This window comes from Paenibacillus chibensis (genome assembly GCF_004001045.1).
Lineage (GTDB): Bacteria > Bacillota > Bacilli > Paenibacillales > Paenibacillaceae > Paenibacillus_AQ > Paenibacillus_AQ chibensis.
In genome coordinates this window covers 163,970-186,076 of sequence record NZ_BIMK01000003.1, presented here as the reverse complement: position 1 = coordinate 186,076, position 22,107 = coordinate 163,970, and the positions used below count along the sequence as shown (strand labels likewise).

The window sequence follows — 22,107 nt, the reverse complement described above, 5'->3', positions numbered from 1 at the left end:
AAAATGATGGGTTAGTTGTCTCGGTTATTATTATGTCCCATATGTTTCGTTTCTTATGGAGAGGATGCTGAACAACGTTCATTAATGCATTAATGGCCGCTCCTCGGTGCAAACTGGTCTAGATACTACCATTCAGGAGGCTATGCGACATGTATTTTTATAAAGAGGATTTGATCAATCTGATCGTACCGGACAAGCCCGATCCGGAGGCGGCCAAGGTCATTCAGGAGACGTTGGGCGGACGGTTCGGCGAAATGCGCACCATGATGCAGTTCTTCTTCCAAAGCAGCAATTTTCGCGGGAACGCTACCCCGTTTCGCGATTTGATCCGCGGCGTTTTCCTGGAGGAAATCAGCCACGTGGAATTGGTTCAGCACACCATCAATCAGCTTCTGACGGGTTCGGGTGCCGAAGGGGCGGGAAATGCCGGTACGGACGGCGCTCCGTTAGACGAAGCCATCAAGCATGCGAATCCTCATCATTTCATTATGGGCGCGCAGAGCTCACTGCCGGTGGATGCCGCGGGCAACCCATGGAACGGAAATTACGTGTACGACCATGGCAATCTGATCAGCAATCTGCTGGATAACCTGGTGCTGGAGTCAACGGGGGTGCTTCAAAAGTCGAGAATCTACGAAATGAGTACCAATAAAACGTTCCGTGAAACGCTGGCCTTTTTGATTGTGCGGGACAATGCTCATCAAAACGCCTTCGCAAAAGCGCTGGAAACGTTAGGTGTGGATTGGGGCAAGCTGTTCCCGGTGCCTAATTATGATATAAACAAATATCCGGAATGCCAAAAATACGTGGATATGGGATTTCACAATGCCCAGTTTAACTTCAGGCTGGATGATACCCGGATCGGGGAAATTTTTAAAGGCCAGACACCAAGCCGAAATGGGGGCGAACTCCATGTCGTTCAGCCACCGGAGGGATTCCCGGTACCAACCATGCCCGAGCTCGCCAATGAGCACAGCCCTGGTCTGTACGATATGAATCATTAATTCTTGCGATATTGACAGGCTCTCTACCACATAGGCAAATAAACTTTCATTGACGATGTAAAGTCACATGAAGGTGCAAGCTTGAATCTGCGCTGTTTGTAGAACAGGTAATCCCAATCGGCCCAGTCCTCCGGTAAGTTGATCTTGCCGGAGGTTTTTTATGGCCAAAATTCGCAAAAAACAAGGCCGGCGGATTACCCGATCCACCGGCCTTTGCATGCTTATACCATCACGCGGGTATGCCCGAGAAAATGCATCGCTGCCGAGAAGCCGGCACCGATCATCGCTGCGCGGCTTCCAAGCGTGGAGAACGCGATTTCGAGCTGCTGCTTGTGGTAAGGCAGCGTCCGCTTGGCAACCATCTGCTGCATGGATGGCTCAAGCCATTCCCTGGCTTCGGAGAGCGGACCTCCGATCACGATCAGCTCAGGGTTGAAGCTGTTAATCAGGTTCGTAAGACCGATCCCGAGATAGGCGCCGATCTCGGAAAATTGCCGCTCAGCGGCGGCATCACCCCGAGCGGCAAAGCCGATAAGATCCGGGGTGCGATGAGCAGGCAGCTCCATGGACGCGAGATCGTACGCTTTCTCCGAAGCGTACAGCTCCCAGCAGCCCCGGCTGCCGCAGCTGCAAGGAATGCCTTCGGCTTCGATGCACATATGCCCGGTTTCGCCGGCATAACCCCGGGAACCTTTATAGAGCTCACCCGCGATGATGATCCCCGAGCCGATTCCGGAGCCTGCACTGACATAGAGCAGATGCCGCACATCTTCGCCTCTTCCGAAATTGAGCTCGCCGAAAGCGCCGCTGTTGGCCTCGTTGTCTATGACGACAGGGATCGAAAAGCTCTCTTCCAGCAGCTCACGCAAGTGCACCTTCTCCCAAGCCAGATTGGGCGCGAACAGGACTACGCCGTTTTCGTCGACCATACCGGGAACGCCGACTCCGATGCCGACGACGCCGTAAGGGGTGGATGGCGCTTTGGCGATCAGTTCGCCAATCATGGTTTTCATCTCTGCCAGCACATCGTCCAGATCATGGCGCTGGAGAAGGGAATCCGCTTCGCTGAGCACATTCCCGTTCAAATCGCACAGGATGGCGGTCAGTTGTTTTACGCGCAGCTCCATTCCGATGACGCACCCGGCCATGGCATTGAAATGGAGCATAAGAGGCTTGCGCCCCCCGCTGGATTCCCCCGGACCGGCCTCCAATACCAGCTGATCCTCCTGCAGCTCGGCCACAAGGTTCGATACCGTCGCTTTATTGAGACCGGTCATTTCCGATATCCGGGCGCGGGACAGCTCAGGATGCTTACGGATCGTATGCAGGATTAAAGACTTGTTTATTTTTTTGACGAGCGCCTGATCGCCTGTGACTTTCACGAACAACACATCCTTCAGGAATGTTTCGATTTTTGCAACTGCCCCCTAGTCTAGTAGCTTCTTGTATAAAATGCAATACGGAAGGAGGAGGCCATCCTTGGGTAAACGCGTAGTCTCAAAGATGATAAAGAGGGGGGATTGAAAATAGAAAAACGTCGATCGGCTTGACATCCAAAGAAGACATACCGCATTCAGCAGCAGCCTTACTTGCAATTATCGTTGGTTTAGCCCAGCCGAAAACTGATATATTCGATATTCTTAAAAAAACTTTGTTTAAGCAATATACAAAGTCGGATCATTGTGTTAGGATGTTGTTGTAAACGTTTGCGATCAAGGTATTTTGAAGGAGGAGCATTTACATGGCATATTTTGAAAACGTCGGTAAAATCAACTATGAGGGCAGCCGCTCGACCAACCCTTTTGCATTCAAGCATTACAATCCGGAAGAAGTGGTGGCCGGAAAAACGATGGAGGAGCATCTGCGTTTCGCCATGGCATACTGGCACACGCTGACGGCGGGCGGAAGCGACCCGTTCGGCACGGATACCGCAATCCGCGGCTGGGATCATCTCAGCGGCATGGACAAGGCCAAAGCCCGCGTTGAAGCCGCATTCGAATTCATGGATAAAATGAATCTGCAGTACTTCTGCTTCCATGACGTGGATATCGCACCGGAAGGCAGCAGCTTGAAGGAGTTCTACAGCAACATCGATACGATCGTGGATCTGCTTGAGCAGGGGATGAAAGCCTCAGGCAAAAAGCTGCTCTGGAACACGGCGAACATGTTCACGAACCCCCGGTTTATGCATGGAGCCGGTTCGACCTGCAATGCTGACGTGTATGCCCATGCCGCAGCGCAAATCAAGAAAGGCCTTGAAGTCGGCAAACGGCTCGGAGCGGAAAACTATGTATTCTGGGGTGGCCGCGAAGGCTATGAAACCCTGCTGAACACCGATATGAAGCTAGAAATGGACAATATGGCCCGCCTGTTCACCATGGCAGTGGACTACGCGAAGGAGATCGGATTCGATGCACAGTTCCTGATCGAACCGAAGCCGAAGGAGCCTACCAAGCATCAATACGATTTTGATGCCGCAACGACGATCGCATTCCTGCAGAAATACAACCTGGATTCGCATTTCAAGCTGAATCTCGAAGCCAACCATGCGACATTGGCGGGACATACCTTCGACCACGAGCTGCGTGTAGCACGGATCAACGGCATGCTGGGCTCTCTCGATGCGAATCAAGGGGATATGCTGCTCGGCTGGGATACGGATGAATTCCCGCTCAACATTTACGATGCGACCCTGACGCTGTATGAAGTGCTCCAAAATGACGGTCTCGGCAAAGGCGGCATCAACTTCGACGCCAAAGTGCGCCGTCAGTCCTTCGAGCCGGAAGATTTGTTCCACGCTCATATTGCCGGCATGGACACCTACGCCAAAGGATTGAAAGTGGCCGCGAAACTGATTGAAGACCGCGTGTTCGACGATTTTGTCGAGAAGCGCTACAGCAGCTTCAAAGAAGGCATCGGCGCGGATGTCGTATCTGGCAAAGCGACGCTTGCGTCCCTGGCTGAATATGCGCTGAACAATGAACAGCCTCGCAAAAACGAATCCGGTCGCCAGGAGATGCTGAAGGCGCTCTTGAACCAATACATTTTGGCTGAGTAAAGGTAAACGGGTCTCGAAAGGGCATGCTCGTGCTTCATCGTGATTCGAATTGAATAAATAAAGTATGAATAGCATGCAGCGGAGGTTGCTTGAAGACAGCGTTCTTCGGCAGCCTCTGTTTTGTTTCTATGCACCTGTATGAGCGTTGGTATAATCATGAATTTTGAGCCTAAGGGAGGCAAACCATGAAATACGTTATCGGAATTGACATTGGAACGAGCGCGGTAAAATCGGTGCTGGTATCCGCGGAGGGCCGCGTCGTTTGCGAGCACTCGGAGAGCTATCCGCTCCATAGGCCCGAGCCTGGCTGGAGCGAACAAAATCCGGAGGATTGGGCAGAGCAAACCATTATCAGCTTGCGCAAGCTGATGGTGAAATCGAACGTAGATCCGTCGGAAGTCGAGGGCCTCAGCTTTTCCGGCCAAATGCACGGGTTGGTGCTGCTGGGCGCGAACGGTCAGGTCCTGCGTCCGGCCATATTGTGGAACGACACCCGGACGACCCCGCAGTGCCGCAAAATCGAAGACAAGCTGGGAAGCCAATTGCTCGATATCGCCAGAAACCGTGCGCTTGAAGGATTCACGCTTCCGAAAATATTGTGGGTCCAGGAGCATGAGCCTGAAATTCTGTCGCAAGCGGACGTTTTCCTGCTGCCCAAGGATTACGTCAGATACCGTCTGACGGGCAGCTTCGCGATGGACTACTCCGACGCGGCGGGCACGCTTCTCCTGGATGTGGCGGGCAAAGCCTGGAGCTCCGAGATCGCCGGCGCATTCGATCTGCCGTTATCCTTGTGCCCGCAGCTGGTGGATTCGTCAGACTTGACGGGGACGCTGCTGCCGGAGGTGGCTGAAGCCACCGGATTGCTGCCTTCCACGAAGGTATTTGCAGGCGGTGCGGACAATGCTTGCGGCGCGATCGGCGCCGGAATTCTCGGCGAAGGCAAAACGATGTGCAGCATCGGGACCTCGGGTGTGGTATTGTCCTATGAAAGCCGCAAGGATATCAATCCGCAGGGAAAAATGCATTTCTTCAATCACGGCGAAAAGGATGCTTTTTACGTCATGGGCGTCACCCTCGCGGCGGGACACAGCCTCTCCTGGTTCAAGGATACATTTGCCAAGGACATGAGCTTCGACAGCCTGCTTGAAGGCATTGAATCGGTTCCGGCAGGAAGCGGCGGGCTGCTGTTCACGCCGTATATTTCCGGTGAACGGTCCCCCCATCCCGATGCGAATATCCGGGGCAGCTTCATCGGCATGGATTCGGGCCATACCTTGAAGCACTTTGCGCGGTCAGTGCTGGAAGGCATTACCTTTTCGCTGCGCGAGTCCATCGATATCATCCGACAGTCGGGCAAGGAGATTACCGAAGTGACGGCCATCGGCGGCGGCGCTCAAAATGAAGCATGGCTGCAAATGCAGGCGGACATTTTCAATGCCGAAATCGTTAAGCTGGAAAGCGAGCAGGGGCCTGCCTTGGGGGGAGCGATGCTGGCCGCTTACGGCTGTGGCTGGTTCACATCATTGGCCCAATGCGCCGAAGCGTTCATCCGTCCCGCCAAGACGTATGCACCGAACCGGGAGCAAGCCGATGCGTACACGGAGCTGTTCGAGATATACCAGAATGTATACGGGCAAACCCGAGGTTTGAACGAAAGGCTTGCAGCATTCCGCCAATAAGATATAAAGTGAATAGAGCTGAAGCAGCCTTTTCGGAAAGACTGCGCTATTCCGGCTAATACAGCCATGGGGGAAGATAGACATGTGGCACCGGATCGTAACGCTGCTGAACGATATCAAGATACGGAACAAGCTGCTGTTATCCTTCCTGCTGGCGGCGCTGCTGCCGGTTCTTTTGGTCGGCGGGTATCTGACGATCGAAATGAAGCAAATGGCGTTTCACAATGCGATGGAGCAGGCATCCACGAACGTGGACCGGATCAAGAAAAGAACGGAGGAGGTCATCCGCGTCTCGCTGGATATTTCCTATCGTCTTTCCAATGATGCCCGGCTGAAGAAGCTGGCTAACCGCCAGTACGAAAGCGTGTATGACGTCGTTGAAGCTTACCGGGATTATCCGGACATGCGCGAATACTTGCGCCTTTACAAAGAGATTTCCAATATCCGTTTATATACGGACAATGCGACGCTGCTGAACAACTGGGAATTGATCAATGCGACGGACGATATTAAAGCGAGCGACTGGTACCAGCATGCCCTCAAGCATGACGGTCTGGTCAGCTGGCGGTATATTGAAGATGAACGGGACCATAAAAAATATTTGAGTCTCGTACGGGCGATTGAGCTCGAGAGCCTGAAGAAATACGGCGTGCTGGTTCTGAATGTCAACACCGGCATGCTGAAATCGATCCTGAGCCAGGAAACGTTCGATACGATGATTGTGGACGATCAGGATTACATTATTGCGGCGAACCGCAGCGATTGGAACGATAAAAAGCTGACCGATCTGTCGCTGGATAAAAATATCATGAACCAACGAAGCGGAACCTTCGAGGCTACGCTGAACGGGGTTCCTTCCAAGGTATTGATTGACGAGCTTAAGCCGGTTTCCAGCGAGAATGGGATACGCATTATTTCCGTGTTCTCCATCGGCAGCATCGTGAAGGAACCCAATAAGGTTATCCGGCTTGCGCTCACAGTGATTGTGATCAGCATTATTCTGGCCTTTCTGCTGATTTACAGTGTCTCGTCACTCTTTTCACGAAGGATGCTAAGACTTAGCAAACATATCAACCGGGTGGGGCTGGGGGATTTTGACACCACGCTGCAAATTGACGGCAAGGATGAAATCGGCCTGCTGTCGAGGCAGTTCAACTCGATGGTGCGGAGCATCCATGACCTGATGGAGGAAGTAACGCAATCCAATGAAAAGAACAGGTTGATGGAGCAAAAGCAGAGTGAAATTCGTTTTAAGATGCTGGCAAGCCAGATTAACCCGCATTTCCTGTTTAATGCCCTGGAGTCGATCCGCATGGAAGCCCATATGAAAGGGCAGACCGAAATTGCGAGAGTTGTCCGGCTGCTCGGCAAAATGATGCGCAACAACCTGGAGGTCGGCAACAATAAAATCCCGCTGAAGCAGGAGCTGGAAATGGTGCGCTGTTATCTGGACATTCAGCAGTTTCGATATGAAGATCGGCTCAGGTACGAATTCGGCGTCGATCCGGAGATCGAATCCCTGCATGTCCCCCCGCTTATCATACAGCCGCTCGTGGAAAACGCGGTCGTGCACGGCCTCGACAATAATGCCGAAGGAGCCCTTGTCAGGGTGGAGATTGTCCGTTCAGGCAATGATGCTCTCTTCACGATTACCGACAACGGGATCGGCATTTCGCAAGACCGATTACACAAGGTCATGAATTCGCTTGCGGATCCGGAGGAGCGTGAAGGCGAACGGATCGGTCTGCGCAATGTCCATGTCAGATTGAAGCTCACCTATGGAGAATCCTATGGCTTGTCCATTCACAGCCTTCCCGGCGAGGGGACGGCCATCTCCTTCATCATTCCCATGGAGGGGTAATGCCCGATGATAAAAGTGTTGATTGTAGATGATGAACCAAAGCTTCGCGAAGGCCTGAAATCGCTGATACCCTGGAACGAAAAGGGGTATCAGGTCGTGGATACCGCGGCCAACGGACATGAGGCTTTGGAAAAATACCAGGTATACAAGCCTGAACTGATCATTGCCGACATTCGAATGCCGGGAATGGACGGGCTGGAACTGATTCAAGAGCTCCGCGGAAGGGGATCGGAGAGCCATGTGCTGATTCTAAGCGGATACGCCGATTTTGAATACGCGAAGCGGGCCATCTCCTACCATATCGACGGGTATCTGCTGAAGCCGGTGGATGAGGATGAAATGATGTCCTATCTGGACCAGCTGCGGGATACGATTGTCAAAGAACACCGGTTTAGCCAGTGGCAGGAGGAAGAGCCGTCCCGCAACAGGGAGGCGATCCTGAAGGAGCTTCTTCAACCGGAGGCAGGGAAAGCCGGAGCTGCACAGCTAAAGGAACTAGCCGGATCTCTTGGTATCCCGGACTCGCCTTGCGAAGTGGTGCTGCTGAAGCTGCAGCCGATGCATGCCGTAAGTGAGGAGCTTCTGACAGGAATCCGGGAGGCTATCGGAGATAAGGTTAACTGCCAAGGAATTGGCATGGTTTTTCCGTATTCGCCTTATATAGGCATTTTGCTAACCGAGCCGCTGCGGGATTGTGAAATGGAAGAGAGATTGTATCAGAGCATGGCGGATATCATTCACGGGGAGCGCCTGGAATTCAGCGCGGCTTCAGGGGGATGCGTATGTGGACCGGAGAAGGCTTGCCAGTCCTTGTCTGCCGCAATCGATGCGCTGCAGATGAGCTTTTTCATGCCGAAGGGAAGCTTGATTCGCGTGCCCGCCAAGGACTACGGGGCTGAGCGGACTTATGAACAGCAGGAGATGGATATAGCCGAAGCCGAAAACAGGCTTCTGCTGTACATGGAAACCGGCAATGTCTTCAAAATGGAAGAGCTAGTTTCCGATATTTCCCTTCATTTGGCCGCGATCCGCATGGAGGAACTAAAGCTCAAGGAGCATCTGATCCGTCTTGTCGGCAGCATTCACGCCAGGCTGGAGTCCTCGCATCCGGATTTGCGCACTTTTTTGGCGGCGCATGCCGCACCCGTCGGCGCGATGTATCAAAGCGGTCATATCCATGATTTGACGGAGCAGACCATAACCTATCTGAGGGAGATTTCCGATGAGATCAATCGGGGTCACAGCGGCAATGATATTCAGAAGATGATCGCTCTCATCCATCGGCGGTATAACGAAAATCTGAAGCTCGAAAACCTGTCCGATTTATTTAATTACAACAGCGCGTACCTCGGCAAAATGTTCAAAAGTACGACGGGAGAGTATTTCAACACGTATCTGGACAAGGTGCGGATCGATAAGGCGAAGGAATTGCTGGAGCAGGGTATGAAGGTATACGAGGTGGCCGAGAGGGTTGGCTACATGAATCCAGATTATTTTAATATGAAGTTCCGCAAATATGTCGGGGTATCCCCCACCTCTTACCGAAAGGGAAAATAACGGTAAGGGGTTTTTCTGTTTTTAAGGGGATGATGCCCGGATTTCTCTCGTGAAATGTCTAATTTTTATATGATTTTATCTCTAATTTTGTGGGTACTGCAATCGCTTTCAAACCCTTAGAATAAGGACATAGAGAGGAGGGCATTACCATTGAAAGCGGCAACAGTCATACCAGAGAGCACTCCGGATCCAAGAGAGAAGCCCGGTAAACCAACCAGATCACGAAAACGTTTTTGGAGAACTTTTAAAAATCAGAAATACTTGTATTTCATGTCCATTCCGTTCGTCATCTGGGTGTTCGTATTCAGTTATCTGCCCCTGTGGGGATGGACGATGGCATTTCAAAAATATAAACCGGCGCGCAGCTTTTTTGAGCAGGAGTGGGTGGGCTTCGATCACTTCAAAACGCTCTTCCATGACGACCAGTTTTTGCTGTCTTTGCGAAATACGCTGGCGATGAGCTCCATGGGGCTGATTGCGGGATTTATCTTCCCGATTATGTTTGCTATTTTGCTGAATGAGGTTCGACTTGGGTTCTTTAAACGTTTTGCACAAACGATTTCGTATCTGCCTCACTTCGTGTCCTGGGTCGTCGCAGCGGGGATCGTAACCAAAATGCTATCGACCGATAACGGTCTTGTCAATGATTTGCTGATGGGCCTTGGCGTTATACATCAGCCGATCCAGTTCATGGCTCAAGGCCACCTGTTCTGGGGGATCGTCACCTTGTCCGATGTATGGAAGGAAACCGGATGGAACGCGATCATTTATCTCGCCGCGATTGCGGGCATCGGTCCCGAGCTGTATGAAGCGGCCCGCGTGGACGGCGCAAGCCGCCTGCGGCAGATGTGGCATATTACGCTGCCGGGAATCCGGCCGACCATTATCGTCCTGCTGATCATGTCGGTGGGCAACCTGCTGAATATCGGCTTTGAGAAGCAGTTCCTGCTCGGGAACAATCTCGTGACGGATTACTCGCAGGTGTTGGATCTGTATTCTTTGAAATACGGTCTCGGCATGGCGCGCTATTCCTTTGGTACAGCCATTAATATTTTCAACTCGGTCATCAGCGTGGCGCTTTTATTTACCATTAACGGCATTTTCAAGCGCACGACAAAAGAAAGCTTGCTTTAAAGAATGGCTTCATTGCCGGGATAGCCGGCAGCAGCTTCTACGAAACAACATTCATGGAAAGGGGGAACGTGATTGTGGGCAAAACAGCGTTTGTGCACGGCAAGTCCTGGTCCGACCGGATGTTTGACGCGCTGGTGTACATTATCGTCCTTTTCGTTGTAGTGATCACCGTCTATCCGTTCCTGAACGTGCTCGCGATCTCGTTGAATGATTCAATCGACAGCGTGCGCGGTGGAATAACCATATTTCCCCGGCATTTTACCTGGGATAATTACATTAAGATTTTCACGTTCAGCGGCTTGATTACGGGCTTTAAAATTTCGGCGCTGCGTACCGTGATCGGCACGCTTCTCGGACTCATCAGCGCTTCAATGCTGGCGTTCACAATCAGCCGGGAAGACTTTCAAGGCCGTAAATTCGTATCCACGTTTTTGGCGCTGACCATGTACGTTTCCGGAGGATTGATTCCGACGTACATTCTGATGAAGGATCTGGGCCTTATGAATACGTTCGCGGTCTACATATTGCCCGGCGTCGTAAGCGCATTTAACGTCTTCGTCATCCGTTCCTTTATCGACGGCATTCCGTACGCATTGCAGGAATCGGCCAAGCTGGACGGAGCCAATGATTTTACGATCTACTGGCGTGTCATCCTGCCGCTCACCAAACCGGCGCTGGCGACGATTTCGTTATTCCTTGCTGTAGGACAATGGAATGCCTGGTTTGATACCTATCTGTATAACGGCTCCAGAGAATCGCTGACCACGCTTCAATATGAGCTGATGAAGGTATTGCAGAGCACGACGGCAGGCAGCGGCGGCGATTACCGGACGAATCTCGTATCTTCGGCCGTGAATCAGGTGTCGCCGGAATCGATCAAAATGGCCATTACAATTATCGTTACCGTGCCAATCTTGCTGGTGTATCCTTTCCTTCAGAAGTATTTTGTCAAAGGCATGACGCTTGGTGCGGTTAAAAGCTAACGGTTGGCAATTGAGACATGGTATCATCAGGGGTGTTTCCGGGATGCCCCTGTTATACGAATAGATGGAGAGGAAATACGGGAACTACAAATCATCAGGAGGGGTGTAAGTATGGAAAGCAAGAGAAAAATAAAAACCAAAGCTTCCGTTTTACTGCTCGTTTCCGCTTTATTCGTCGGCATGCTTGCCGGCTGCGGCGGCAGCAAGAATGAAACGGCGGAGAACAACGGCACAAACAGCGCGGCCACCACGGCCAAGGACGATAATTCACCGATCACGATGTCTTTTTTTAGCGCAGACCCGAGTCCAAACTGGACCGGCATGAAGGATGAAGTCGGTAAAATCATCACCGAAAAAACGGGAGTGACGCTTGATGCCGAATTCGCCGTCGGTGATCCTCAGCAAAAAGTAGCTCTGATCGCATCCAGCGGACAATATCCTGACCTCATCAGCGCCAAAAATGATCTCAACAAGCTCGTCGATGCCGGCGCTATGCTGGATTTGACGGATCTGATCGACAAGTATGCCCCGAATATCAAGAAAGTTTTGGGCGACTCGATCAAACGTGCCCGCTACAGCGATGATGACCATGCGATTTATGCCATCCCGACCTATGCCGGCGTCGATCAAGAAAACTTCAAAGTCAGCGGCGGTTTCGAGCTGCAGCATCGTGCGGTGGCTGAAGCGGGATATCCGGAAATCAGAACCGTGCAGGATTATGAGAACGTTATCAAATCCTACATTGAAAAGCATCCGACAGATGAGAACGGCAACAAAAACATCGGTTTGACCCTGAATGCCGACGATTGGTATATGTACATCACCGTAACCAACCCGGCCTTCTATACAACCGGATCTCCGGATGACGGCGAATATGCCATTGACGTGGACACGCAAAAAGTGACTTATCACTTCAAGCGTCCTGTTGAAAAGGAATATTTCCGCTGGCTGAATCATATGAACGATATCGGACTTTTGGATCCGGAAAGCTTCGTGCAAAAGTATGACCAATACAAAGCGAAAATCGCCACCGGACGCGTTATCGGCCTGATCGACCAAGACTGGGCATACGGAGACGCCGAGAAAGCGCTGAAAACGGCGAAAAAATACGATCAGGGTTACGGCCACTATCCGGTAACACTGACTAAGGATTACAAAGAAACCTCCTTCTGGCCAACGGGCTTTATGGCCGGATACGGCATCGGCATCAGCAAAGATTGCAAAGACCCTGTCCGTGCGATCAAGTTCCTCGATTACCTGGCTTCCGATGAAGGCCAAGTGCTGATGAACTGGGGCGTCGAAGGAAAAGACTACAACGTTGAAAACGGTAAGCGCGTCATTCCTCAAGAGGTCCTCGACCGCAAAGTGAACGATGCAACGAACTTCACGAAAGAAACAGGCATCGGCCTGTACCAAACGCTTGGCGTTCACTATGGCGACGGCGTGAAGGACTCGACGGGCAACTACTACACCACGAATTTCCCTGAGCAAATCGTGACGGAATTCAATGACGTCGAGAAGAAAACGCTGGCAGCTTACAAGGTAACCTCCTGGAGAGAGCTGTTCCCGAAAGAAGACGAATTCAAAGTCAGACCTTGGGGCGCGGCTTGGAACATCAACATTCCTGGAGACAGCGAAATTGTCGTTCTCGATAACAAGCTCAAAGACATCACATGGAAGAGAATCCCTGAAGCGATTCTGGCTAAACCGGCCGACTTCGACAAAGTCTGGGATTCCTACATGAAGGAGCTGGATAAAGCCGGCGTTGCCAAAGCGGAGACGCTGCGCGAAGAACTGGTGAAACAACGCGTGAAGCTGTGGAATGAATAATCAGCAGAGGTTGAGCGTGTAAAAGCATACAAAAAAACATGTGGCGGGAAGTTTTGGCGCTTGGTTGGTGCCAGAGCTTCCCGCCGACTATTAGAGGTGACCCCGAGATGAAATTCAGTGACGGCAATTGGCTAACGCTTCCCGGTTTTGAAATTATGAGCCCTGTTCAGGCCTATGATCCCCGGGCCAAAGAAAAAGAAATACAAGTGTACGCGTCTCCGAGGGACTTGACGCCGCGTTGGGCCATGCTTGATGTTCCCCTGCTGACGGTACGCCTTTCCTCCCCCATGGAGGACGTTATTCGTGTTTCCGTTCATCATCATAAAGGCGGCGCGCCGCTGAAACCGGAATTCCACATTGCTGAGCAGGTGGGCGCGACAGTCACAACGGGACTGAACGAGGAAGAATTATGGATTGAAAGCGGTCAACTCAAAGCAAGCATCCGCCGCGGCGGGGACTGGGGAATCTCCTTCTATAAGGGAGATAAACGCATCACCGGCAGCGGGCATCGAGCTATGGGCTACATCACGAGGGACGACGGTCAGACGTTCATGCGCGACCAGCTCGATCTGGGCGTCGGCGAGAATATATATGGACTAGGCGAACGCTTTACGCCATTCGTTAAAAACGGGCAGTCGCTGGATATCTGGAACCGTGACGGCGGAACCGGCACGGAGCAGGCGTACAAAAACATTCCATTCTATCTGTCGAGCAAAGGCTATGGCGTGTTCGTCAATAACCCGGGACTTGTATCCTTTGAGGTCGGGTCCGAGAAAGTATCGAAGGTGCAATTCAGCGTTGAAGGCGAGCAGCTGGAGTATTTCATTATCGGCGGTGAAACACTGCGCCACGTGCTGCAGAACTACACGGCCTTAACCGGCAAACCGGCGCTGCCTCCGGCCTGGACCTTCGGTCTATGGCTGACCACTTCCTTTACGACGAATTACGATGAAGAAACGGTCATGAGCTTTGTGGACGGCATGAAGGAGCGCGATTTGCCGCTGCATGTGTTTCATTTCGACTGTTTCTGGATGAAGCCGCTCCACTGGACGGATTTTGAATGGGACGAGGCGGTATTCCCGGATCCGCGCGGCATGCTGAGCCGTTTGAAGCAAAAGGGTCTGAAAATTTGCGTTTGGATCAATCCGTACATCAGTGAACAATCAAGGCTGTTCGACGAAGGGGAAAAGCATGGCTATTTCCTGAAAAATCAGGATGGCGGCGTATGGCAGTGGGACCGCTGGCAGCCGGGCATGGCCATAGTCGATTTCACGAATCCCGAAGCCTGCCGCTGGTACGGCGACTATTTGCGCGAGCTTGTCGATATGGGCGTGGATTCGTTCAAGACGGATTTCGGCGAACGGATTCCGACGGATGCCGTCTACTTCGACGGATCGGACCCGCATCGGATGCATAACTATTATACGCAGCTGTATAACCAGGTGGTATTTGAAGTGCTGGAAGAGAAGCTCGGCAAAGGTGAAGCGGCGCTGTTTGCAAGGTCAGCGACGGCAGGCGGGCAGCAATTCCCGGTACACTGGGGCGGTGACTGCACGGCCAATTATGATTCCATGGCGGAGAGTCTGCGCGGCGGGCTTTCCTTAGGCTTATCAGGCTTCGGATTCTGGAGCCATGATATCGGCGGATTTGAAAGCACGGCTCCGGCTGACGTATATATGCGCTGGGCTGCCTTCGGGCTGCTGTCGAGCCATAGCCGTCTCCACGGGAATCAATCCTACCGGGTGCCATGGCTGTTCGGGGAAGAGGCTGTCGACGTCATGCGCTTCTTTACGAAGCTTAAATGCCGTCTGATGCCATACCTGTTCGGCACGGCGGTCGACGCGTCCGTCCTCGGTCTGCCGGCGATGCGCGCGATGGTGCTCGAATTCCCTGAAGATTATGGCTGCCATACGCTCGACCGGCAGTACATGCTGGGCGATTCCCTGCTGGTGGCCCCGGTCTTCAGCGAAGACGGCCGGGTTGATTTATATTTGCCGGCGGGTACATGGACTTCGCTGCTGACCGGCGAAACCGTTCAAGGCGGTCGCTGGATTTCCGAGCAGCACGGCTTCATGAGCCTGCCGCTGTACGTGCGCTCCGGCAGTATTATTCCGATGGGTGCCGTCGATGACAAGCCGGATTATGATTATGCCGACGGCTTGGAACTGCATATCTTCGCCCCGGTGGAAGGTAATGAGATCCAGGTAACCGTGCCGGATATGAAGGGTAATCCAGCATGGACCGTAAGGGCTTTGCTGCAGGAAGGCAAACTTTCCATTCAGGTGGAGGGCGCCGGAAGCAAAGCGTGGAAAGCGGTTCTGCGCGGTTGCAAGGAAAGCTTGAGCGTGGAAGGCGGCCAAGCGGAAATGACGGATCAAGGACTGTGCGTGACACCGCATGCCGGGGTCTCCGAACTGAAGATCCGGTATTAAGAGCCGGAAGGTGGAAGCCTACGTATTCTTGGAAGAGAAGTACAACCGGGAAGGAGAACATCATGGGCAGTAACGGGAAAAGGCTATGGTACACTCAGCCTGCCGAAGCTTGGGAAGAGGCGCTTCCGATCGGAAACGGCAGACTTGGCGGCATGGTTTTCGGGGGAGCCGGCAAAGAGCTGATTCAGCTGAATGAGGATACGCTGTGGTCCGGATTCCCCCGCGATACGATGAATTACGAGGCTCTCCGTTATCTGAATCAGGCCAAAGAGCTGGTTGCGCAGGAAAAGGTCGTGGAAGCCGAGGCTTTGATTGAACGGCATATGGTCGGGCGCCGCAGCGAGTCCTACCAGCCGCTTGGCGATCTGCATATGGCGTGGCATGGGGACGGGGAGCTTGCGAATTATTACCGCGATCTGCAGCTGGAGGATGCGGTAGCCGCCGTTCGTTATGAGACGGGCGGCATCCGCGTGATCCGGGAAATCCTGGCGAGTCATCCGGACGACTTGATCGCGGTCCATATCCGTGCCGAAAAAACGGACGGTAGCGGCAGGGCACAGGTTCCGGATATGGAAGTATGGCTGTCCTCTCCGCATCCATGCAAGGTGGAGCAGGGAGACGAATCGCTCGTCCTGACCGGGCGATCACCATCGCATGTGGCGGACAATTACCGCGGGGATCATCCACGTTCCGTCTTGTACGAGGATGAGCTTGGGCTCAGCTTCACAACCCTTCTTCACGTTCGGACCGAAGGGGGAGAAACAGCTGCGGAGAATGGCCGATTAACCGTGTCCCATGCGGATTCGGTGACCCTGTTTCTGACGGCCGCCACCGATTTTGCCGGTTATGACGTCATGCCCGGAGAGGATGGCATTCAGCCCTTGTCCGTTTGCAAGCGCATCTTGGAACAAGCTCCGTCCGGCTATGCTGAAGTGCGGAAACGTCATGTGGATGACTACCGCCGGTTGTTCGACCGCTGCGATGTTACGCTTGATCCGGAACCCGGCTTGGAGCCCGCAGCGGCACAGCCGACGGGCGAAAGATTGAAAGCTTACCGGGGCGGGGCATCCGATCCGGAGCTGGAAAGTCTGCTCTTTCATTTCGGCCGCTACTTGATGATCTCCGGCTCCCGACCCGGGACCCAGGCTTTGAATCTTCAAGGCATCTGGAACCCTCATCTGCAGCCGCCATGGAACAGCAATTATACGACCAATATCAACACGGAAATGAATTACTGGCCGGCGGAAATATGCGGTTTGAGCGAATGTCATGAGCCGCTTTTCGATCTGATCCGGGAGCTCAGCATCAGCGGCAGCCGGACGGCAGCCATTCATTATGGCTGCCGGGGATGGGCGGCTCATCACAACACGGACCTGTGGCGGATGTCGACGCCTTCGGACGGGCAAGCCATGTGGGCGTTCTGGCCGATGGGAGGCGTGTGGCTGTCGAGGCATCTGTGGGAGCGCTTTGCGTTCCGGCCGGATCCGGCGTTTCTTAGGGATACCGCGTATCCGATTTTGAAGGGCGCGGCGCTGTTTTGCCTGGACTGGCTTGTTCGGCGGCCGGACGGGAAGTGGACAACGCCTTTATCCACGTCGCCCGAGAACCGGTTTGAAGCAGCCGGAGGCGTTCCCTGCAGCGTTAGCACGGGGTCCGCAATGGATATGGCGCTGATCGATGAGCTGTTTGGGCACTGTATCCAAGCAGCCGAGATCCTTGGTACCGATCTGGAGCTTCGGAGCGAGATGGCTGCCCGCAAAGGGCTGCTGGCCCATCCCGGCATCGGGCCGGACGGACGGCTCCGCGAATGGAGCGAAGACGCTGCGGAGCACGAGCCTGGCCACCGTCACGTATCCCATTTGTACGGCTTGTATCCGGGATGCTCCATTCAAGCCGAGGCGGCGCCAGAGCTCGCAGCGGCTGCTTCGCGCTCGTTGTCGTCGAGGCTCGAAGCAGGCAGCGGGCATACGGGCTGGAGCGCGGCCTGGATCATGAATCTCTACGCAAGACTGGGCGATGGAGGTGGCGCTTACCGCTGTATCCGACGGATTCTCTCGGATTCGAGCTTGCCGAATCTGTTCGGCAATCATCCGCCCTTCCAGATCGACGGGAATTTCGGCTCGGCCGCAGGCATCGCCGAAATGCTGCTTCAGAGTCATGCCGGCGGCTTGACGCTGCTGCCGGCGCTCCCCGAGACATGGAAATCCGGTGAAGCGAGAGGCTTGAGCGCACGCGGAGGATTCACCGTCGATATGAAGTGGAACGAAGGCAGACTGACCTATGCCCGAATTACTTCAACGCATGGCCGGACCTGCCGGATTTTGAATGGGAAAGACCTTTGGGTTCAGCGGGCGGACGGCACGGTCTTATCGGCGATTTCCGGTTTTGAGACACAACCGGGTGAACAGTTATGCCTTACGCTGAAGCCTGGTGCTAGTAACCCGTCAACTGCAACAACAAATCCAACGGAGATCCTTGAGCCCGCTGAAAGGGCTCGGGAATCGGGGAAAGGGAGTGCTGAACTTGATCAATGAGAAACTGCCGAAAATGTGGTACGGGGGAGATTATAATCCCGAGCAGTGGGGGCCGGAGGAATGGAAAGAGGATCACCGCATGTTCAAGCTGGCCGGCATTGACGTGCTGACCATTAACGTGTTCTCTTGGGCTCTCAATCAGCCCGGCGAGAATACGTATGACTTTGCATGGCTGGACGAGACGATGGATCGGCTGCATGCGGAGGGGTTCGGAGTAGTGCTTGCCACGAGCACGGCCGCGCATCCCGCCTGGATGGCGAAGCGCCATCCGGATGTGACCCGGGTCGATTTTTACGGGAGAAAGCGGACGTTTGGCGGACGGCATAATTCCTGCCCGAACAGTCCCACCTACCGCAAGTATTCCGCGCGGATGGCATCCAAGCTGGCGGAGCGCTATAAGGATCATCCCGCGCTGCTGCTGTGGCATGTCTCAAACGAATACGGCGGATACTGCTACTGTGATCAATGCGCGGAAGCCTTCCGCGTATGGCTCCAGGAGCGTTACGGTACGCTGGACGCGGTGAACAAGGCCTGGAATACGCGCTTTTGGGGGCATACGTTTTACGATTGGGACGAGATCGTGCTGCCGAACGGCCTGAGCGAGGAAGGCGAGGGCAACGTCAGCGCATTTCAGGGCATTTCTCTGGATTACCGCCGTTTTATGTCGGACAGCCTGCTGGACTGCTATAAAATCGAGCGGGATGCGATCCGCGAATTCAGCAAGGAGGTGCCGATCACGACGAATCTGATGGGTACCTTCCCGCAGCTGAATTATTTTGACTGGGCCAAAGAAATGGATATCATTTCATGGGACAATTACCCTTCGCTGACGACGCCGGTGAGCGAAACAGCGATGGTGCATGATCTGATGCGCGGACTCAAGGGCGGCGATCCGTTCATGCTGATGGAACAGACGCCAAGCCAGCAGAACTGGCAGGCTTACAATTCCCTCAAGCGTCCGGGTGTCATGCGCCTGTGGAGCTATCAGGCAGTGGCGCGCGGAGCGGATACGGTGATGTTTTTCCAGATGCGGCGCTCTGCCGGGGCCTGCGAGAAGTATCATGGGGCCGTGATCGAACATGCCGGACACGAGAACACGCGGGTATTCCGCGAGGTAGCAGAGCTCGGCGAGGAGCTGGCGAAGCTTGGCGATACGCTCCTGGATGCCCGTTCCGACGCCAAAGTCGCGATTTGTTACGACTGGGAGAACCGCTGGGCGATAGAGCTGTCAAGCGGACCGACGGTCGAGCTGCAATATGCGAACGAAGTGCATAAATATTATGACGCCTTGTTCAAGCAGGGGATTCAGGCGGATATGGTCGGCGTGGAGGCCGATTTCAGCCGGTACGATGTCGTGATTGCTCCGGTGATGTACATGGTTAAATCCGGTTTCGCCCAGAAGGCGGAGGCCTTTACGGCTGCCGGAGGTACCTTCGTGACAACCTTCTTCAGCGGCATCGTCAATGAAAATGATCTGGTAACGCTCGGCGGATATCCGGGTGAGCTCCGCAAGCTGCTGGGCATCTGGGCCGAGGAAATCGATGCGCTGCCTGCAGGCCAGTACAACCAGATCGTGATGAAAAAGCCTGTCGGCAGCCTGAAGGGTTCATATAACTGCGAGCTGCTCTTTGATCTGATCCATGCGGAAGGGGCCGAAGTGCTGGCCGAATACGGCTCGGACTTCTACAAAGGGATGCCGGCTTTGACGGTTAATGCTTTCGGCAAAGGCAAAGCGTATTATGTGGCATCCAGCGCCTGCCCTGAATTCCTCCAGCCCTTCCTGAAGGACCTGTGCGCGGATCAGGGGATAGTGCCTCTGATTGAACAGATTCCTGCAGGCGTCGAAGCCGTAAGGCGGGTTAAGGAGGGACGTTCCTTCCTGTTCCTGCTGAACCACAATGCGGAGAACGCAAGCGTCAACGTCGGAGAAGGCCAACGGAGGGAGCTTTTGTCCGGACAAACGGTCCAAGGCATGACGGAGCTTCCCGGCCGAGGCGTGATGATTCTCGAAGAGGTCTAAACCATTTATAGTAGGAAAAATAGTAAAGGACCCTCCTGAAGCCAGGAGGGTCCTTTACTATATAGAGCCGAAAGTTTCCAATTGCGGGCTGGGCTCGGTTTATTGCACCCAGCGGTTCCGGATGGCCAGCACAACGGCCTGCGTGCGGTCTTCGGCCTCTATTTTTTGCAGGATGCGGTGAACATGGGTTTTCACCGTGCTTTCGCTGATATGCAGCTTGACGGCGATATCTTCATTTTTCAAACCGTATGCCATTTCCTGCAGCACTTCAAGCTCGCGGTCGGTAAGCGGATCGGGCAGCGAGGTCAGGGTATCTTTCCGGCTTCCGGAGGCATCCGCCAGGCGCAGCGCCTCGGTGATCATTCTTGCCGCGGCGCCGGTACGGTAAATAGCCTCCCCGCGGCTGGCCGCACGGATGGAATGCAGGAGCTCCTCCGGGGCCGCATCTTTCAGCAAATATCCGACGGCTCCGGCACGGATGCCTTCATACACGTATTCTTCCAGATCGAAGGTGGTCAAAATAATGACCTTGCAGTCCGGCAGCAGGCGCCGTAGCTCACGCGTCGCCTCGATACCGTCGAAGCCGGGCATCTGCACGTCCATGAGCGCGATATGCGGGTGTTCCCTGAGTGCAAGCGAAACGGCCTCGTGCCCGTCACCTGCTTCCCCGCACCACTCCATATCTTTTTGGGCTTTAATGATGAACCCGATGCCATGCCGGATCAAGGGCTGATCATCCGCGATGATTACGCGGATCCGTTCAGGGAGCATAGCTTTCATTCCCCTCTGTTATTGGTTTTAGCGGTTCAGATTTCATCGGAAGCTCGGCTCTGATCTCCAGTCCGTGGGGAAGGAGAGGTTCGATCCGTAAAGCCCCGCCTGCTTTCCCGCATCGGGCTTTCATGGCAGACAGGCCGAATCCGGGAGATACCGGGCCTTCAGCCTGCCCGTCGTCGCGAATGCTCATGACGATGCCGTCTTTGGTTCCGGATAATACAACTTCGGCGCGGGTAGCCCGGGCGTGCCGGAGAATGTTGGTCAACGCCTCCTGCAGGACGCGATAGAGCACGTAAATCTGCTCCGAAGGGATCTTTCCTTGCACATCCGCGGCAAAAGAAACGGGAAGGCCGTTCTGCTCACTGAAGCTAACCGCCATGTTTTTCAGCTCGAGGATGCCTTCGCTGTGGCGGGGAAGCCCCATCTCGTGGACGACCGTCCTTACGTCCTGCAGACATTCGCGAGCGACCTCCGTCACGTTCCGCAGCGTCTTGCCCGCTTCTTCCGGCGAAGCTTCGATCATATAGGGAAGGGCTTGCAGCTGAACGATGACGGAGGTCAAGCCATGCCCGATGCTGTCATGAATATCCGCGGCAATGCGGCTTCTTTCTTCCAAAACAGCGTAACGCAGGGCTTGCTCCGAGGTTTCCTCCAGCTCCTCGTGCGCCTGGCGGAGGCGGCTGTATGCCGTTTCCAGCTGCTGATGAGCGGTCGTAAGCTCTTTGAGATGCTCCTCTTTCATCATTCTTGTCTCTCTTCGGAGCCTTCCTGCCCATAGCAGCAGGTAAACGGCGGTCAAGACCATGCACTGGGCCAGTACCGACTCCACGGATTGCTTCTCCTGAATAAACCAGAGGATGACGGAAACAGCAATATTCAAAAGCGTATATGCAGCGGAGTAGGCTTGCGGAAGCCGGTAAGTGGACCACCCGATCAGGAAAAAAATAACGAAGTAAGTGTTCCCGCCAAGAACATACATGATCCAATACGATAGCGTGCCAATCAGGATCACCACGGAAAAAGCGGCGGCCGGACCTCTCCGGATGACATATTCCGGCTTCCAGACCAGAATTAATGCAAGAATAGCCAGAAGTACTCCCAGCAGGGCCGTTTCAAGCAGGCCGCTCTTCATATTGAGGATCATAAAATAGACGAGGAGCGAGCTCAGGAGTATTTTTCTGATAAACGAATTGGTTGTTTGGGCTCTCGTCTCGTCATAACCGGTTTCCATAGCC

The 22,107-nt window shown here is 53.9% G+C and carries 14 protein-coding genes; 11 read left to right on the top strand and 3 right to left on the bottom strand.

Annotated elements, in window-relative coordinates; translation table 11 throughout:
- Positions 1 to 149 precede the first annotated feature (149 nt).
- Positions 150 to 1,004, top strand: coding sequence for a manganese catalase family protein (locus PCH05_RS03200; RefSeq protein ID WP_127600600.1), 855 nt, complete (start codon positions 150 to 152; stop codon positions 1,002 to 1,004).
- A 221-nt stretch (positions 1,005 to 1,225) separates the two neighbouring features.
- Here PCH05_RS03200 and PCH05_RS03195 read toward each other — a convergent pair whose 3' ends face one another.
- Entirely contained in the window at positions 1,226 to 2,386 is a 1,161-nt protein-coding gene (locus PCH05_RS03195; protein WP_127600598.1) for an ROK family transcriptional regulator, read from the bottom strand.
- 359 nt (positions 2,387 to 2,745) lie between these two features.
- Between PCH05_RS03195 and xylA the strand changes: the two genes are divergently transcribed.
- From xylA to PCH05_RS03145, 10 genes are all read left to right on the top strand, one after another.
- Complete coding sequence (xylA, locus tag PCH05_RS03190; RefSeq protein ID WP_127600596.1) at positions 2,746 to 4,062, top strand: xylose isomerase; 1,317 nt, start codon at positions 2,746 to 2,748, stop codon at positions 4,060 to 4,062.
- A gap of 185 nt (positions 4,063 to 4,247) precedes the next feature.
- The gene (gene xylB / locus PCH05_RS03185; RefSeq protein ID WP_127600594.1) at positions 4,248 to 5,744 is read left to right on the top strand and encodes a xylulokinase; all 1,497 of its coding nucleotides are present in this window, start codon (positions 4,248 to 4,250) and stop codon (positions 5,742 to 5,744) included.
- Positions 5,745 to 5,826: 82 nt separating this feature from the next.
- Positions 5,827 to 7,605 (top strand): cache domain-containing sensor histidine kinase, encoded by a 1,779-nt coding sequence (locus tag PCH05_RS03180; protein ID WP_127600592.1) that lies wholly within the window; start codon positions 5,827 to 5,829, stop codon positions 7,603 to 7,605.
- A gap of 6 nt (positions 7,606 to 7,611) precedes the next feature.
- On the top strand, positions 7,612 to 9,162 hold the full coding sequence (locus PCH05_RS03175; RefSeq protein WP_127600590.1) for a response regulator transcription factor: 1,551 nt from the start codon (positions 7,612 to 7,614) through the stop codon (positions 9,160 to 9,162).
- A 150-nt stretch (positions 9,163 to 9,312) separates the two neighbouring features.
- Positions 9,313 to 10,296, top strand: coding sequence for an ABC transporter permease (locus PCH05_RS03170; protein ID WP_371860506.1), 984 nt, complete (start codon positions 9,313 to 9,315; stop codon positions 10,294 to 10,296).
- A 119-nt stretch (positions 10,297 to 10,415) separates the two neighbouring features.
- Positions 10,416 to 11,279: a carbohydrate ABC transporter permease gene (locus tag PCH05_RS03165; RefSeq protein ID WP_246049344.1), complete on the top strand. Its 864-nt coding sequence runs from the start codon at positions 10,416 to 10,418 to the stop codon at positions 11,277 to 11,279.
- 111 nt (positions 11,280 to 11,390) lie between these two features.
- The gene (locus PCH05_RS03160) at positions 11,391 to 13,109 is read left to right on the top strand and encodes an ABC transporter substrate-binding protein (protein WP_127600586.1); all 1,719 of its coding nucleotides are present in this window, start codon (positions 11,391 to 11,393) and stop codon (positions 13,107 to 13,109) included.
- A gap of 107 nt (positions 13,110 to 13,216) precedes the next feature.
- On the top strand, positions 13,217 to 15,541 hold the full coding sequence (gene yicI / locus PCH05_RS03155; protein WP_127600584.1) for an alpha-xylosidase: 2,325 nt from the start codon (positions 13,217 to 13,219) through the stop codon (positions 15,539 to 15,541).
- Positions 15,542 to 15,603: 62 nt separating this feature from the next.
- On the top strand, positions 15,604 to 18,075 hold the full coding sequence (locus PCH05_RS03150; RefSeq protein WP_127600582.1) for a glycoside hydrolase family 95 protein: 2,472 nt from the start codon (positions 15,604 to 15,606) through the stop codon (positions 18,073 to 18,075).
- Positions 18,065 to 20,095 carry a beta-galactosidase gene (locus PCH05_RS03145; RefSeq protein ID WP_127600580.1) on the top strand — a complete coding sequence of 677 codons (2,031 nt, stop codon included), beginning with the start codon at positions 18,065 to 18,067 and terminating at the stop codon, positions 20,093 to 20,095. The genes PCH05_RS03150 and PCH05_RS03145 overlap by 11 nt, the downstream gene beginning before the upstream one ends.
- 99 nt (positions 20,096 to 20,194) lie before the next feature.
- Here PCH05_RS03145 and PCH05_RS03140 read toward each other — a convergent pair whose 3' ends face one another.
- The gene (locus PCH05_RS03140; RefSeq protein WP_127600578.1) at positions 20,195 to 20,866 is read right to left on the bottom strand and encodes a response regulator; all 672 of its coding nucleotides are present in this window, start codon (positions 20,864 to 20,866) and stop codon (positions 20,195 to 20,197) included.
- Positions 20,856 to 22,103, bottom strand: coding sequence for a sensor histidine kinase (locus PCH05_RS03135; protein WP_127600576.1), 1,248 nt, complete (start codon positions 22,101 to 22,103; stop codon positions 20,856 to 20,858). The genes PCH05_RS03140 and PCH05_RS03135 overlap by 11 nt, the downstream gene beginning before the upstream one ends.
- Positions 22,104 to 22,107: the final 4 nt, after the last annotated feature.